Annotated in this window: 16 protein-coding genes; 14 read left to right on the plus strand and 2 right to left on the minus strand. The window is 67.4% G+C overall.

What is annotated here, in order from left to right; genetic code table 11:
• Positions 1-87: 87 nt before the first annotated feature.
• On the minus strand, positions 88-804 hold the full coding sequence (locus tag VHR41_05250; protein ID HEX3233579.1) for a (5-formylfuran-3-yl)methyl phosphate synthase: 717 nt from the start codon (positions 802-804) through the stop codon (positions 88-90).
• A 97-nt stretch (positions 805-901) separates the two neighbouring features.
• On the opposite strand from VHR41_05250, the gene VHR41_05255 reads away from it, so the two are divergent.
• The 14 genes from VHR41_05255 (at position 902) to VHR41_05320 (ending at position 14301) form a co-directional block, all read left to right on the plus strand.
• The gene (locus VHR41_05255; GenBank protein HEX3233580.1) at positions 902-1654 is read left to right on the plus strand and encodes an SDR family oxidoreductase; all 753 of its coding nucleotides are present in this window, start codon (positions 902-904) and stop codon (positions 1652-1654) included.
• Positions 1655-1681: 27 nt separating this feature from the next.
• Entirely contained in the window at positions 1682-2044 is a 363-nt protein-coding gene (locus VHR41_05260) for a 4a-hydroxytetrahydrobiopterin dehydratase (protein HEX3233581.1), read from the plus strand.
• Positions 2017-3456, plus strand: coding sequence for a DUF6513 domain-containing protein (locus VHR41_05265; protein HEX3233582.1), 1440 nt, complete (start codon positions 2017-2019; stop codon positions 3454-3456). Before VHR41_05260 ends, VHR41_05265 begins: the two co-directional genes overlap by 28 nt.
• Positions 3453-4967, plus strand: a complete 1515-nt coding sequence (gene pabB / locus VHR41_05270; GenBank protein ID HEX3233583.1) for an aminodeoxychorismate synthase component I — start codon at positions 3453-3455, stop codon at positions 4965-4967. The genes VHR41_05265 and pabB overlap by 4 nt, the downstream gene beginning before the upstream one ends.
• Positions 4964-5638 carry an aminodeoxychorismate/anthranilate synthase component II gene (locus VHR41_05275; protein ID HEX3233584.1) on the plus strand — a complete coding sequence of 225 codons (675 nt, stop codon included), beginning with the start codon at positions 4964-4966 and terminating at the stop codon, positions 5636-5638. The genes pabB and VHR41_05275 overlap by 4 nt, the downstream gene beginning before the upstream one ends.
• On the plus strand, positions 5635-6180 hold the full coding sequence (locus VHR41_05280; GenBank protein HEX3233585.1) for a DUF447 domain-containing protein: 546 nt from the start codon (positions 5635-5637) through the stop codon (positions 6178-6180). The genes VHR41_05275 and VHR41_05280 overlap by 4 nt, the downstream gene beginning before the upstream one ends.
• Entirely contained in the window at positions 6164-7141 is a 978-nt protein-coding gene (locus VHR41_05285) for a beta-ribofuranosylaminobenzene 5'-phosphate synthase family protein (GenBank protein HEX3233586.1), read from the plus strand. The genes VHR41_05280 and VHR41_05285 overlap by 17 nt, the downstream gene beginning before the upstream one ends.
• A gap of 590 nt (positions 7142-7731) precedes the next feature.
• Complete coding sequence (locus tag VHR41_05290) at positions 7732-9579, plus strand: PQQ-dependent dehydrogenase, methanol/ethanol family (protein HEX3233587.1); 1848 nt, start codon at positions 7732-7734, stop codon at positions 9577-9579.
• 272 nt (positions 9580-9851) lie between these two features.
• Positions 9852-10748, plus strand: coding sequence for a quinoprotein dehydrogenase-associated putative ABC transporter substrate-binding protein (locus VHR41_05295; protein HEX3233588.1), 897 nt, complete (start codon positions 9852-9854; stop codon positions 10746-10748).
• Between the two features lie 170 nt (positions 10749-10918).
• Positions 10919-11359: a c-type cytochrome gene (locus VHR41_05300; GenBank protein HEX3233589.1), complete on the plus strand. Its 441-nt coding sequence runs from the start codon at positions 10919-10921 to the stop codon at positions 11357-11359.
• Between the two features lie 8 nt (positions 11360-11367).
• Positions 11368-12213 carry a pentapeptide repeat-containing protein gene (locus VHR41_05305; protein HEX3233590.1) on the plus strand — a complete coding sequence of 282 codons (846 nt, stop codon included), beginning with the start codon at positions 11368-11370 and terminating at the stop codon, positions 12211-12213.
• A complete protein-coding gene (locus VHR41_05310) occupies positions 12203-13291 on the plus strand; it encodes a beta-propeller fold lactonase family protein (protein ID HEX3233591.1) in 1089 nt (362 codons plus the stop codon). The genes VHR41_05305 and VHR41_05310 overlap by 11 nt, the downstream gene beginning before the upstream one ends.
• A gap of 10 nt (positions 13292-13301) precedes the next feature.
• Positions 13302-13787 (plus strand): hypothetical protein, encoded by a 486-nt coding sequence (locus VHR41_05315; GenBank protein ID HEX3233592.1) that lies wholly within the window; start codon positions 13302-13304, stop codon positions 13785-13787.
• Positions 13788-13794: 7 nt separating this feature from the next.
• Positions 13795-14301, plus strand: coding sequence for a hypothetical protein (locus VHR41_05320; protein ID HEX3233593.1), 507 nt, complete (start codon positions 13795-13797; stop codon positions 14299-14301).
• Positions 14302-14308: 7 nt separating this feature from the next.
• Here VHR41_05320 and VHR41_05325 read toward each other — a convergent pair whose 3' ends face one another.
• Entirely contained in the window at positions 14309-14851 is a 543-nt protein-coding gene (locus tag VHR41_05325) for a TQO small subunit DoxD (protein ID HEX3233594.1), read from the minus strand.
• Between the last annotated feature and the right edge of the window lie 4 nt (positions 14852-14855).

Consider the following 14855-nt stretch of genomic DNA (forward strand, 5'->3'; position numbering starts at 1 on the left):
ACCATGAAGCGCTTACCTGACGGAGAGTTATACCGTCTCGAGCGGCGGTCGGGGCTGCATCGCTCTGGCGTTTCGCCCGCGACGCCCTCACCTCACCGGATGAGGCTGCAGCGCGTCAAGCGTCCGGCGAAGCGTGCGAACTTTCTCCAGGTCGATCGTACCCTCGCGCCCGCCGGTGCAGGCGGCCCCGCGTACTCCGACGACATCAGGATCGATCTCGCGGATCGACCCGAGGCTCTCGGCCCGGAGGGACCCCGCGACGGCGGGCATCAGTCCAGCCGTGCGCGCCGCCTCGACCCAGGCCTTCACTTGACCCGGTGTCATGAAGGCAAAGAGATCACCGCCATCCTTGCTCCAGGTGTCGAGCAGGACACCGTGGGCCTGGATCCGGGCGGCGAGCCTCACTACCTCCCGGGGGACCAGACCAGCCGTCGCGCCACGGTCCGCGTAGGCAACCAGCACCACCTTGAACGGCGAAAGGGCCGTCCTCGCCGCGAGGATCGCGGCGCGTAAGGAGGTCTCAGCTTCGATCGCGGGCGGCCGGGCGTGCCCCAGTTTCACGAAGACTCCCGACGGCCTGGATCTCAAGTCCAGTCCGCCGATCTCGCCCGCCGCGTCGACTCCGTTCTCGACATCGCCCAGTGCCATGCTGAACGGCACGGCGGGCGGGACCCTGCGCTCGATCTCCCGCAGAACCGATCGATCGACTGGACCGAGCGAGCCGCGGGACGGCTCCTTGGCATCGATGATATCGGCCCCGCCGGCGAGGGCGGCCCCCACTTCCGCTGCCGATCGCACGCTCACCAGCAACTGCATCCGTGCTCCCTTGTGAGATGCTAAGGCTCTGATATGTTAGGATTTAAGAAGTTACTGCGGGCCCACCTGCCAGGGGAGGCGGGCGATGCTGGACCGGAAGATCGTGCTCGTGACCGGCGCGTCGAGTGGAATCGGCCGAGCCATCGCCCTGGGGTGCGCGCGGGCCGGCGCCGACGTGGCCATAACCTACCGGAGCAACGCGGCCGGCGGCGAGGAGACGGCGGCGGAGATCCGCAGCCTTGGCCGCCGGGCCGAGGTATTCCGGGTCGACGTCAGTGTCGAGACGGAGGTCACCGCGCTCGCTGGCGAGCTGCGCCGGCGCTTCCCCCGGGTGGACGCGTGGATCAACAACGCCGGTGCCGACATTCTCACCGGTCAGGGTGGCCGGCGCTCCCGGCTGGAGAAGCTGGACCTGCTGCTGGCGGTCGACCTGCGCGGTACAGTGCTCGCCTCCTGGGCCGCGGTCGATCTGATGCGGGCTCAGGGCGGCGGCGGCACCATAATCAACATGTCCTGGGATCACGTCTGCCTCGGCATGGCCGGAGAGAACCCTATCCTCTATTCTGCCGCCAAAGGCGGCATCATGAGCTTCAGCAAGTCGCTCGCCCGCGAGATCGCTCCGGAGATCCGGGTGAACATCCTGGCGCCAGGCTTCATCGAGACCGCGTTCGGGCAGGATGCCGACGAGGGCTTCCGAGCCGAGGTGGTGGCCAGGACTCCACTGGCACGGTGGGGCGTGCCGGATGACCTTGCCGGAGCCGCCGTCTTCCTCGCCTCGGACGCGTCCGCCTTCATGACCGGCCAGATGATCATGGTGAACGGCGGCGTGGTCATGTAGAACCGGAAACACACTAAGGAGACCGAGATGCCAGCCACCAAGGAACGAACCTACAACGATTCCGAGATCGCCGAGCGGCTCAAGGCGCTGCCCGGCTGGTACTACGAGGATGGATGGATCCGCCGGGTGTACAAGACCGATGGCTGGCCAACCACGCTGATGCTGGTCAACGCCGTCGGGTACCTGGCCGAGGCGGCGTATCACCATCCGGACCTCACGGTGACCTGGGGTCGTCTCACCGTGAAGCTGCAGAACCATGCGGCCGGCGGGATCACCGACAAGGACTTCGAGCTCGCCCGGAAGATCGAGGAGCACGTGCTCTGGCGGCCACAGGGTGGTGCGCTGGAGGGTACGCCCAACAAGTGGGTCCGGCCGGGGGATCCACGGTAAGCCCGGCCAAGGTCCTCTTCGTCACCGGCAGGCTCGCCGAGCCGGCGCTCCGGCGCGTCCTCGAGGAGATGCACCCGCCGTTCGAAGCCGCGGTGGCGGTGCTCAAGATTACGGTGGCGGCGTTGATGACCACGCCGTGGATCGCCCGCTTTCTGGAGGTGCCTGCCGGCACCGAGCTGGTCCTCATTCCGGGGCTCTGTGAGGGGGAAACCTCGATCCTGAGCGACCGGTTCGGCGTCCGGGTCGAGAAGGGTCCCAAGGATCTGCGGGAGATTCCACGGTACTTCGGGCAGGCCGGGGCGGCGCTCGATTACGGTGCCTATACCATCGAGATCCTGGCCGAGATCAACAACGCGCCGCGGCTCTCCCGCGATGCGGTTCGGGCGGCCGCCGAGTACTTCCATACCAGCGGCGCCGACCTGATCGACGTCGGCTGTACGCCCGGAGTCCCCTTTCCCTGGCTGGGCGACATCGTCCGCGAGCTCCGCGCGGCGGGAATCAGGGTCAGTGTGGACAGCTTCGACCCGACCGAGATCCGGACCGCGGTCGAGGCCGGGGCCGAGCTGGTGCTGAGCGTGAACGGGTCCAACCTCGAGGTGGCGCGCGAGCTGGGCGGAGCGCGGGTGGTGGTCATCCCCGACTCCGGTGAAGGGCTGGAGACCCTCGATCGCAGCATCCAGGCGCTGGAGCGCTGGGGTGTGCCTTACCTCATCGATCCGGTGATCGAGCCGATCGGGTTCGGCTTCATGGCCTCGCTGGAGCGGTACGCGGAGGTTCACCGGCGCTATCCGGCGGCGGGCCAGTTGATGGGAGTGGGCAACATCACCGAGCTCACCAGCGCCGACACGACCGGGGTGCACGCGTTGCTGCTGGCCATCTGCGAGGAGATCGGGGTCAGCGCGGTCCTCACCACCGAGGTAATTCCCTGGGCGCGGGGGGCCGTTCGCGAGATCGACGTCGCGCGCCGGCTCATGCATCACGCGGTGCAGCATCGCACCCTGCCCAAGGGAATCGACGACCGGCTGCTTACGGTGAAGGACCCGGTGATCCTGGAGTATGGAGAGGAGGAACTCCGGCAGCTCCATGCGGCGGTGAGGGACGCCAACTTCCGCATCTTCACCGACCGCTCGACGATCACCGTGTTCAACAGCCAGATCTTCGTGCGCGGCACCGACATTCAGGAGATCTTCGGACAGCTCGGAGTGGACGAGGCGAGTCACGCCTTCTATCTGGGCCGGGAACTGATGAAGGCCAAGCTCGCCATTACGCTGGGGAAGACCTACCGGCAGGAGGGGGCTCTCGCCTGGGGGTATCTCACGCCGCCGGACGATGTTCGCTCGGAGCACGTGAAGCTCACCCAGCACCGCCGCCGGGTGGATGAAGCGGCGCCGCGGCGCGCGGAAGGCTCATGAACGTCGGCCCGCTGGTGGAGAACCTGGGACCCGCGGGTGACCCGGCGGAGATCGCGGCGCGATTCCTGGACCTGCCATACCTGCTCTTCCTCGACAGCGCCACGGCCAGAGCTACTGCCGGGACCGCCGCCGGCGAGGTGCATCAGCTCGGCCGTTACTCCTTTCTCACCGCGGATCCCTGGCGGGTCGTCCGGGGAAAGGGCGCCGTCACCTCGATGGGGGACGGCCGCGGCGAGTGGAGCAGCGCGCCCGGCGACCCGCTCCTGGCGGTGGAGGAACTCCTGGAGGCCTTCGCCGCGGAGCCGGTCTCGGGTCTCCCGCCTTTCCAGGGAGGAGCCGCGGGGTACGTCGGGTACGACTACGGCGGAGTGCTCGAGCGACTTCCGGGCGCCCGCTTCGACGACCTCGCCATATCCGACGTGGTGCTGGGCTTGTATGACTGGGTCATAGCGTGGGATCACCGGCTGGATACGGCGTGGGTGATTTCGACCGGGATTCCCGAGACCGGCCCCAGACGGGAGCGGCGGGCCCGCGAGCGCCTCTCGATGGTACAGGCTCGCCTGGCCGTCCCCGCTACTCCTGCAGCCAGCCCGGAAAGGCCCTCCGCCCCCGGTCCAGACTGCCCACCCGCCCCAGCCTATCCGGTGGTGGGTGTCGACGAGGCCGAGAACATCGGCCTTCGCTCTACCTTCACTCACCGGGGTTATCTCGACGCCGTCACCCGGGTGCGGGAATACATCATCGCGGGCGACATCTTCCAGGCCAATCTATCCCAGCGATTCGAAGCGCCGCTCACCGAGCCGGCGTTCGACCTCTACTGCCGACTCCGCGGGCGTAACCCGGCCGCCTTTGCGGCGTACCTCGACTTCGGCGACCTCCAGGTGGTGAGCGCCTCCCCCGAGCGGTTCCTCCGGCTGGACGAAAACCGCCGCCAGGTCGAGACCCGGCCGATCAAGGGTACCCGTCCACGCGGCCTCGGTCCGATGCACGACGCCGCGCTGGGCCGCGCGCTCTCGGAGAGCGACAAGGACCGGGCGGAGAACGTGATGATCGTGGATCTGCTGCGGAACGATCTGTCGCGAGTCTGCCGGCCGGGCACCGTCCGGGTTCCCGAGCTCTTCGCCCTGGAGCACCACCCGACCGTCCACCACCTGGTGTCTACCGTGGTGGGCGAGCTGGAGCCGGGCACCGGCGCCGTCGACCTGCTGCGGGCGGCCTTCCCGGGGGGCTCCATCACCGGTGCACCCAAGGTTCGCGCCATGGAGATCATCGCCGAGCTGGAGCCGACTCGGCGCGGGGTGTACTGCGGCTCGATCGGCTACCTCAGTACCACCGGAGCGATGGATACCAGCATCGTCATCCGTACCTATCTGGCTCTCCGGGGGCGGGTATACTTCCAGGCCGGCGGCGGCATCGTAGCGGATTCCGAACCCGAGCTGGAGTACCGGGAAACGCTGGACAAGGCCCAGGCGCTGATCGGAGCGCTGGCCCAGGGATTCCGAGCGCGATGATCCTGCTGATCGACAATTACGACTCCTTCGTCTACAACCTGGCGCGGTACGTCCGCGAGCTGGGGGAGGTCCCGGTGGTGCGCCGGCACGACGCGGTCACGCCGGACGAGATCCGGGGTCTGGCTCCCTCCCACATCATCATCTCTCCGGGACCGTGCTCTCCCGCCGAAGCGGGGATCTCGACCGAGGTCGTCCGCCGGCTGGGCCCCACCGTTCCCATTCTCGGCGTGTGCCTGGGGCACCAGTGCATCGGGGCGGCATATGGCGGTGAGATCGTCCGCTCCGGCCGGCCGATGCACGGCAAGACTTCCCCTATTCACCACCGCGGGAAGGGACTCTTCACCGGGATCCCGTCCCCATTCCGGGCCACCCGGTACCACTCCCTGGTCATCGCGCCAGCCTCCGTGCCGCCCGAGCTGGAGATCACCGCCACGGCGGAAGATGGGGAGATCATGGCGGTTCAGCACGCCAGGTTCCCGGTCTTCGGCGTTCAGTTTCATCCCGAGTCAGTGCTGACCGAGCACGGCTACCGGTTGCTCGATCACTTCCTCCACGGGGTTCCGGCGGCTCCACGATCGGTCCCGGTGGCCGCCGATGGCGCCCTGGTGCCGGCCTACCCGCAGGTGGATACCCTCGCCTCCCACCCGCCACCGGTGGATCTGGTGCGGTGATCATCGAGACTATCGTCACATCGATGGCCGCGGACGGGTCGATCAACTTCGCTCCGATGGGGGTCGAATGGGGCGAGAAGATCATCGTCCTCAAGCCGTTCCTGGAGACCACCACCTTTCGAAACCTCCACGACTCGCGCGCGGCGGTGATCAACCTGACCGACGATGTCATGCTGTTCGCCCAGGGCGCCATCTCGAGCCCCCAGTTCCCCTGGGTCCCCGCCACAGTGGTGCGCGGCGCGGTACTGGAGGCTGCGTGCTCCTGGCGGGAGATCGAGGTGGCCGCGATCGACGACACCCCGCCTCGCTCCCGCATCGAGGGCCGGGTGGTACACCGCGGCCACTCCCGGGAGTTCATCGGATTCAACCGGGCACGCCACGCGGTGCTGGAGGCGGCCATCCTGGCCACCCGGACCCACCTGATCCCGATGGAGCAGATCCACGAGGAATACGCTCGCCTGCAGGTGGTCGTCGACAAGACCGCGGGACCGCGGGAGCGGGAGGCGATGGGGTTTCTGACCGACTATGTCCAGTCGAAATAGCGTGCTGGTGGAAGCGGGCGCGCGCCTCCACTTTGGCGTGCTGGACCTTCGCGGCAGCCTGGGCCGGCGCTTCGGCGGGCTCGGCGCCGGAGTGCCGACTCCCTCGGTGCTGCTGGAGGCCGCGCCGGCCGCTGAGCTTCGGGTGGAAGGGCCCGACCGGGAGCGGGTGGAGCAGTTCGCCCGCCGATTTCTGGAGTATCACCGGCTGGCCACCGGCGCCCGGGTGCTGGTTCACCGCACCATCCCGGCGCACAGCGGATTGGGGTCGGGAACGCAGCTGGGGCTGGCCGTGGCCCGAGCCCTGGCGGAGCTCGCGGGGCTGGAGGCTGGTCCGTTGGAACTGGCCCGGGCGGTGTCCCGGGGGCGGCGCTCGGCGATCGGCATCTGGACATTCGCGCTGGGGGGCTTCATCGTGGAGGGCGGACGGCGGGCCGGCTCGAGCGAGATCGCGCCGTTGCTCGCCCGGTTCGCGGTTCCGGAGCGGTGGCGCTGCGTCATCGCGGTGCCCCGGGGCGCTCCCGGGTTGAGCGGAGAGGCGGAAGCTGCGGCGTTCGATCGGCTGCCACCACCGCCGGACAGTCACGTCGAGCGGGTGGCGCATCTGGTCCTGATGCAGCTCCTTCCCGCGTTGGTCGAGGCGGACCTGCCCAGCTTCGGCTCTGCCCTGACGGAGGTACAGCGGATCACCGGGGCGTGGTTCGCGCCGCAGCAGGGTGGCATCTTCGCTCCCGGCCCGACGGCCACGCTGGTGGAACGCATGGCCGAGTGGGGCGCAGCGGGGGTGGGTCAGAGCTCCTGGGGGCCGGCGGTCTACGGTCTGGTGGAGGGCGAAGAGGCGGCGACGTCGCTGGCCCGGAGAGCCCGCGGACTGGTCGGGACGGCCGGGCAGGTTTTCGAGGGCGGATTCGCGGGGACCGGTGCCCGGGTCTGGCGGGCGGAGGCGGCCGGATTCCCTGATTGACAGTTCATTTTGCACGATGTATAGTTGCCCCTCTAAGCCTCCCGTATTCGGCGACTTGGCCGGTTTCCGAAGGCGCTCTGGCGGCAACGGAACCGGAACACAGATGGCGGCAGCATCGCTGATTGGCCGCCCCCCAACTGCAGTCCTTACTGACACACAACGCGGTTCAGCGACGACGCTGAGGGGTGAGATGGGATTGTCCCCGTTCGCATCCACCGTAGGCTCCACTTCCAATCCCTCTTCGGACAGCGCGATTCCGCGCGGTGCCCGCGGCGTAGGGCCGATGTGGCACCAGACCACGTGCTGGCGTCGGTACCGGCACGATGCTTCTCCGCGGCATCCCTCGCGTCTCCAGCTTCCCCGCGTCAGCCACACCCAAATCTCCGTCTCGTGCAGCAGCAGGCTCCGGCGCTCCCACGCGGCTGGAGGCTTCGGATCGACCGGCGAGCGGGGTCCCCCGGCCGCCGCGCGATCGCTTGGACTTCCGGCATTCGCAGCACGCGACACCCGAATGCAGTAGAGCAGTAGAACCACCCTTCATCCTGAGGTCAGTTATGAACCGTTTTACGCAGAAGGTGCTGTCGGGCGGGATGGCGGCGGGGCTGAGCCTAGCCGTCGCCGTGTCCGCCAACGCCCAAGCGGCGCGAACGGGGGCATGGACCCTGAACGCACCCGAGGGCGAATGGCAGATGACCGGTCGTGATTACAGCTTGCAGCGTTTCAGTCCGCTCAAGCAGATCACGACGTCGAACGTGGGCGAGCTGCGGCCGATCTGGTCCTTCTCGACCGGCACGCTGCGCGGCCACGAAGGCAATCCGCTCGTCGTCGGCAACGTGATGTACGTCAACACGTCCTTCCCCAACATCGTGTTCGCGCTCGACCTGTCCAAGGCCGGGGCGCCGCAGATCTGGAAGTACGTGCCGAACCAGTCACCCGACGCGATTCCAATCGCCTGTTGCGATCTGGTGAACCGTGGGTTGGCCTACAGCCCGAGCGGCAAGATCTACATCGAGGCGCTGCAGGGTGAGCTGATCGCGCTCGACGCGAAGTCCGGCAAGGAGCTGTGGAAGGCCAAGCACCCCGACCACTCCAACGCCGGCGTCGAGGCCAACGGGTACAAGCAGGGCGCCACGATGACCAACGCCCCGATCTACATCAAGACCAAGTCGGGCAAGGAAATCGTCATCGCGGGGATCTCGGGTGGTGAGTTCGGCGTCCGCGGCCGGGTGTCGGCCTTCGATGCCAACAGCGGCGCCCACCAGTGGACCGCGTACAGCACGGGCCCGGACAACGAAGTCCTGCTCGACGGCGACGCGAACGCGAACTATCCGTCGCACAAGGGCAAGGATCTCGGCGTCTCGACCTGGCAGGGCGATGAGTGGAAGCGGGGCGGCGGGACCACGTGGGGCTGGTACTCCTACGACCCCGAGCTCGACAACTTCTACTACAGCGTCGGCAACCCGGGCACGTGGAATCCCGACCAGCGGCCGGGCGACAACAAGTGGTCGATGACCATCTTCGCACGCAACCCGGATAACGGGCACGCGAAGTGGGCCTATCAGATGACCCCCCACGATGAGTGGGATTACGACGGCGTGAACGAGAACGTCCTGTTCGAGAGCGGCGGCAAGAAGCTGCTGGCGCACTTTGACCGGAACGGCATCGGCTACACCGTCGATCGTACCAACGGCAAGGTCCTCGTGGCCAACGCCTTTGGGCCGATCAACTGGGCCAAGAACGGCGGCACCGGCACCCCGGTCGAGGGCGTGGTCGAGACCGGCGTTCCCGTCAAAGATCCGAAGTATGGCACCTCCTCGAAGAAGAACGGCGAGGGCATCTGCCCGGCCGCCATCGGCTTCAAGGATCAGCAGCCCTCGGCGTACTCGCCGATCACCGGGATGTTCTACGTCCCGACGAATCACATCTGCATGGACTACGAGGGTGTGGAAGTGAAGTACACCGCCGGTCAGCCGTACGTCGGCGCGATCGTGCGGATGTTCCCGGGCCCCGGCGGCCATCGCGGCCGGTTCATCTCCTGGGATCCGATGAAGGGCAAGGTCAACTGGGAGATCAAGGAGAACCTCGCGGCCTACGGCGGGGCACTCGCCACGGCTGGCGGGCTCGTCTTCTACGGCACCATGGAAGGCTGGCTCAAGGCTGTCGATGCCAAGTCGGGTAAGGTCCTCTGGCAGTTCAAGACCCCGTCGGGCATCATCGGCAACCCGATGACCTACACCGCTCCTGACGGGCAGCAGAACGTCGCCGTGTACTCTGGTATCGGCGGCTGGGCCGGCATCGGCGTCGCCGCCGGTATCGGTGCCGAAGATCCGACCGCCGGTCTCGGCGCGCTCGGCGCCTTCGGTGACGCGGGCAACTTCTCGACCCAGGGCGGCGTGCTGACCGTCTTCGGCCTGAAGAACCCGTCGATGCCCAAGTAGGAACCGGTTCTACAGTGGCCGGAGGGGCAACCCTCCGGTCGCTGCGGCCCGGAGGATAGGACACAGGGCGGGATCGCGGCACAGGCTGCGGTCCCGCCCTCGTTTTCGTCCCGAGGGGATACCCTCCCGTCTGGAGGGGGGTAGATTAAAGCATGAGCGCGGCGTCGGGGGCTACTGGCTTCGCCGCCGTTGTTGTTCATGGGTGAGAACGGTCGGAGAACCCTCCCGGCCGGACCGCCCCCATCGATGGCAGGTAAGCGATGCAGCCATACATGAGAAGCCTTTCGAGCGGCGCACTGGGTGTCGCGGCGCTCCTGCTGGCCGTGCCGGCGAGCGCGCAGCGCCCGTCGCCGCTTCAGCCCGGCCTGCTCCGGGTCTGTGCCGATCCCGACAACATGCCCTCCTCCAACGACAAGGGCGAGGGCTTCGAGAACAAGCTCGCCAGCATGATCGCCCAGGAATGGAAGTCAGAGCTGCGATACGTCTGGTACCCCACCCGGCGGGGATATTTCCGGATTCTCAACGGGATGTACTGTGACGTGGCGATGGAGGCCCCGGCCGGCATGGATGTGGCGGGTTCGACCAAGCCCTACTTCCGTTCGGCCTACGTCTTCGTGGCCCGGCAGGGGAGCGGCCTGGAGGACGTCAAATCGCTGGCCGACCCCCGTCTCAAGAAGCTCAAGATCGGGGTCAACATCTACACCTCGGACGCCGAGAACTCCCCGCCGGCCATGGCGCTGGCCCGCTACGGGGTGGTCGGTAACCTCACCGGCTTCAGCACCTTCTTCGATGACCAGAATCGGCCGGAGGACATCGTCAAGGCGGTGGCCGGCAAGGCCGTGGATATCGCTATCGCCTGGGGCCCGCTCGCCGGGTACTACGCCAAGTCCTCACCGGTGCCCCTGGTGCTGAATCCGCTGCCCGAACGCGACTCGCTGAGCGACACCCCGTTCCGGTACAGTATCGGACTCGCCGTCCGCCGGCGCGACAAGGAATTGCGTGACAGTCTCCAAACGTTGCTCGATCGGAAGGCGCCCGAGATTCAGGCCCTGCTCAAGCAATACAACGTCCCGCTCTTCCCCATTCCGGAAGAAAAGGAAGGCGAGAAGGTCACCGGTTCCACCCCCGCGGCACCGGCCGATTCCACCCGGGTGGCTGGTCGGCGCTGAACGATCCCGGCACGCCGGTTGCGTTTCGGTCCCATCCGTTGCGCTCGGGCATATTTGGTAGTAAGAGAGATATCCGACAGCTCCTCGCTCCCCTTCACCCGCCGGCCGCGGCTGCCCAGCGACCGGCGATGCGTTGCGACCCTGGTTCGCACGAAAGGATCCGGCCGCGCATGCGTACGTCCATCTCCACAGTGCTCCACCAACTGCTCCTGGGTTCGGCCGTCATGCTGGGCATCTTTGCCCTTCCCCGCCGGGCCGCCGCCCAGGAACTGCGCGACCAGTGGCACCAGGCCCCACGAGACACCGTTTCCCAGGACATCTACGACGGCTGGAAACAGTTCAATCTCAATTGCGCCCGGTGTCACGGAGAGGACGCGCTGGGCACCTCCTTCGCGCCGCACCTGATCGTATCGCTCAAGCCCGATGGCCCGATTCCCACCAAAGAGCTATTCATCCAGACGGTCTGCGCCGGCCGGCCGGCGAAAGGGATGCCCTCGTGGTGCGCCCTGGGCATGGAGCTGCCGACGATCGAGAAGATCTATGGCTACGTCAAGGCGCGAAGCGACGCCAAGATGGCCCCGGGACGCCCGGCCGTGAAGCGCGAGGGGTAGGCAACGCCGTGACCGGCCGAGCAGGCTTCCGGAGATTGGCCACGGCTGCCCTCCTTGGGTTCGCCCTGCCGGGCACGACCGAAGCGGCCACCCGGCGCGAGCCAGCCGACAGCCCCGCGGTGCGGCTCACCCTGGAGCAGGTCAAGGCCAGACTGTCCGGTGCCGCCCAGGGCACGGCCCCCGACCTCGCCAATACCGACCTCAGCGGCCTCGATCTCACCGGCATCGATTTCAAGCGCGCCAGCCTCACAGGTGCCCGGCTGGTGAACAGCAAGCTGATTCGCGCCAACCTTTTCAGCTGCGATTTGACCGATGCGGTCCTCACCGGGGCCGACCTCTCCCATGCCAACCTGGACGGCACTGTACTCCGGCGAGCCGGCTTTCAGCGGGCCAACCTGGAAGGTGCCAGCCTGTTCGCCACCATCATCGAGGCCGCCGATCTGAGCGGTGCCAATCTCTCAGGCAGCAGAATCATCGGCTATCTCCGGGGCGCCAAGCTCGCGGGAGCCAAGCTGGTGAAGGCCAATGCCGGGGCCGATCCGGGTAACCAGTCGATGGGTGTCATGCGGGCGACGTTCGTCAGCGCCGATCTGTCCGGCGCGGACCTCTCGGGCGCCAATCTCTTCAAGGCTGATTTCTCCCACGCGAACCTGGCCAATGCCCGGCTGCCGAACGCGGATCTCCGCAACGCCGAGCTGGTCCAGAGCGACCTCACCCGGGCCGATCTTACCGGCGCCAAACTGGCCAAGGCCGATCTCTATGGGGCGGATTTCACCGGCGCCATCGGCATGGACAAGGTCCAAGGCCTGGACCAAGCCCGCAACCGCGACAAGGCGATCTTCGATGCGAAATGATACCCGGCCCCTTCTCCTTTCCCTGCTTCTCGTCTCTGCCTGTGGACGCGGGCAGACCAGCGACACCCGAGCCGCCACCGGCGACTCGGCAGCGGCAAAGCCACCCGCGGAAGCCACCGGCGACCTCCTCGCCTACGTCACCAACGAGGATTCCCAGGAGCTCAGCGTCATCGATACCCGCAGCGACAGCGTCGTCGCCAGCATCGCCGTGGGGACCCGGCCCCGTGGAGTCCGGGTGAGCCCGGACGGCAGGACGGTCTTCGTCGCGCTCAGCGGCTCGCCCAAGTGCCCGCCTACCATGCCCGACGCAGAATGCGAGAAGCTCAAGGCCGACAAGTCGAAGGACGGCATCGCAGTGGTGGACGCGGCCAGCCGGAAGGTCAGCCGGGTCCTGCCGGGAGGCTCGGACCCCGAGAATTTCGACATCAGCCAGGACGGGCGCACCCTCTTCATCTCCAACGAGGATGCGGGCACTGCCTCGATCGTCGATATCGCCAGCGGTCAGATCCGCTCGACGGTGAAGGTGGGACGGGAGCCTGAAGGAGTCCGGGTCCATCCGGATGGGGGCACCGTCTGGGTGACCGGGGAGACCGACCATGACGTGACCATCGTCGACACCCGGACCGGCAAGGTGGTGGGCCACATCGAGGTGGGCAAGCGACCGAGGTCGCTCGCGTTCACCCCCGACGGGACGAGGGCCTTCGTGACCTCCGAGGTGGACGGAACCGTCTGGGTGCTGGACGTCTCCTCCCGGAAGCCGATCAAGGTGCTCACGATGCCCAAGGGGTCCAAGCCCATGGGATCGGTGGCCTCGCCAGACGGAAAGCGGATCTACGTCTCCAACGGACGGGGAGGAACCGTCTCCGTCATCGACGTGGCCGCGGATTCGATGACCACCTCGCTGCCGGTCGGCCAGCGGCCCTGGGGCATCGCGCTCACGCCGGATGGCCGGAAGCTCTATACCGCCAACGGCCCCTCCAACGACGTGAGCGTGGTCGATACCGAGCGGATGACCGTGCTCAAGAAGATTCCGGTGGGCAAGGTTCCCTGGGGCGTGGCCCTCGGCCGGACCTCATGAGCCCGGCCTGGTGAGGTGGCTGCCGCTGTCTCTGATTGCCGGAGCCGCGTTCGGCGCTGGACGGCCCGCGCCGAACGCCTTCCTGATCGCACCGGAGGCCCGCACCGCCCTCCATCGGTTGTACGACGAGAGTGCCGCGGCCAAGGCCGAGCGGGTGGCCTGCTTGGCGAGTGAGATCGACGGCGACACCCTGCGGATCACCGCGGTCAGCTCCCTGGATGGCGCGCTGGCCGACTCGCTGGCCGTGTCGGCGGAGGCGTCGCTGGCCGGCTGCGGACCACCGGCCTGGCAAGGCACCGTGCACACGCACGTCGCCATGCGTGCAGATCAGCAGCCATACTCGAGCTTCTCTGGGGCCGATCGGGGAGTGATGCTGATGTGGGGCCAACGCTGGCGGGCCGCCGGGACCTTCTGTCTGCTCTATACCAGCGAGAAGGTGCACTGTGAGATCGACGGACCCGACGGTGGGCTCATCTTTCCCAGTACCTCGTATTGACACCAGCATGCGTGGCGCCCTGGCACTTGTATCCTTCCTGAGCTGCCTGGCCCCGATCGCCCTTCCCCAGACCAACCCTGCCCCGCCACCGGCGTTCCGCTTCAGTCCGGAATCCGGACGCGCCCTCGGCGCCCTCTGGCGAGCCAGCCTCGCCTCGCGGGAGGAGCGAGTCGCCTGCCTGGCCTCCACTATCCGCCACGATACCGTGTTCGTCAGCCGGATCGTTCCGCTGGCCGCGGAGGAGGCCGACTCGATGGGCATCGGTTCCTCGGAATCGGTCGAGCGCTGCGGCCCGCCGGAGTGGTCCGGGACGGTTCACACCCACATCGCCCTCTTCAGCGACAGCCTGCCATCCACGCTCTTCTCGGCTCAGGACCGGGGGGTGATGCGGCGATGGTACCAGCGCTGGCACGCGAACGGAGTCTTCTGCCTGGTCTACAGTGCCCGGGACGCCCACTGCGAGGCCGATGGGGTGGTGGGCGGCATGCGATCGCGGCCGACGATCGAGCGTTGAAGTGTGCTCAGGACAGCGGTCGCCGGCTGAAGATCGACCTGGGATGACTCGCGGCGATCCAGCCGTCGAGCCCCCAGGTGCGCCCGGCGCGGGAGAAGAAGAACGCCACCATCAACGCCGTCAGGAGCATATGGAATCCCTGCTGTCCCGACGACATCCACTGGGTGGCCAGGCCGTAGTTGACGACCAGCAGCAGGCCCACCAGCGAGGCGATGCCGGTACAGAGCCCGAGCGTCAAGCCGATGCCGGCCACCGTCTCTCCCCACGCCGTGAGATGGGCGAAAAGGTCGCTGTGGGTCAGGACCGTCCCTTCCAGAAAATGCTTGTAGAAAAGGATCGGATTTTCCGAGGCCTGCTTGCTGACGATCTTCGGCATCACCCCGATCCACCGGTCCTGCACCGCCGGAACCGGTAGAAAGCCGCCCGCGAGCACGATGGTCATCTTGGTGACCATCGCCTTGGCGAAGTAGAGTCCGACGGCAATGCGGAGGACCGCGAGCCACCGCGCGGCATTGGAGCTGTCGACGGGAGGACGGGTACCGTAGGCCATCGGC

The sequence above is a fragment of the Gemmatimonadales bacterium genome (assembly GCA_036265815.1).
In the GTDB taxonomy this organism is placed as follows: domain Bacteria; phylum Gemmatimonadota; class Gemmatimonadetes; order Gemmatimonadales; family GWC2-71-9; genus CAVVWJ01.

Bases quoted from the DNA above. Each gene is read 5' to 3' on its own strand.
- VHR41_05255 (HEX3233580.1), top strand. From the start codon at position 902: ATGCTGGACCGGAAGATCGTGCTCGTGACCGGCGCGTCGAGTGGAATC.
- VHR41_05260 (HEX3233581.1), top strand. From the start codon at position 1,682: ATGCCAGCCACCAAGGAACGAACCTACAACGATTCCGAGATCGCCGAG.
- pabB (HEX3233583.1), top strand. From the start codon at position 3,453: ATGAACGTCGGCCCGCTGGTGGAGAACCTGGGACCCGCGGGTGACCCG.
- VHR41_05275 (HEX3233584.1), top strand. From the start codon at position 4,964: ATGATCCTGCTGATCGACAATTACGACTCCTTCGTCTACAACCTGGCG.
- VHR41_05285 (HEX3233586.1), top strand. From the start codon at position 6,164: ATGTCCAGTCGAAATAGCGTGCTGGTGGAAGCGGGCGCGCGCCTCCAC.
- VHR41_05290 (HEX3233587.1), top strand. From the start codon at position 7,732: ATGGCGGCGGGGCTGAGCCTAGCCGTCGCCGTGTCCGCCAACGCCCAA.
- VHR41_05295 (HEX3233588.1), top strand. From the start codon at position 9,852: ATGAGAAGCCTTTCGAGCGGCGCACTGGGTGTCGCGGCGCTCCTGCTG.
- VHR41_05300 (HEX3233589.1), top strand. From the start codon at position 10,919: ATGCGTACGTCCATCTCCACAGTGCTCCACCAACTGCTCCTGGGTTCG.
- VHR41_05310 (HEX3233591.1), top strand. From the start codon at position 12,203: ATGCGAAATGATACCCGGCCCCTTCTCCTTTCCCTGCTTCTCGTCTCT.
- VHR41_05320 (HEX3233593.1), top strand. From the start codon at position 13,795: ATGCGTGGCGCCCTGGCACTTGTATCCTTCCTGAGCTGCCTGGCCCCG.
- VHR41_05325 (HEX3233594.1), bottom strand. From the start codon at position 14,851: ATGGCCTACGGTACCCGTCCTCCCGTCGACAGCTCCAATGCCGCGCGG.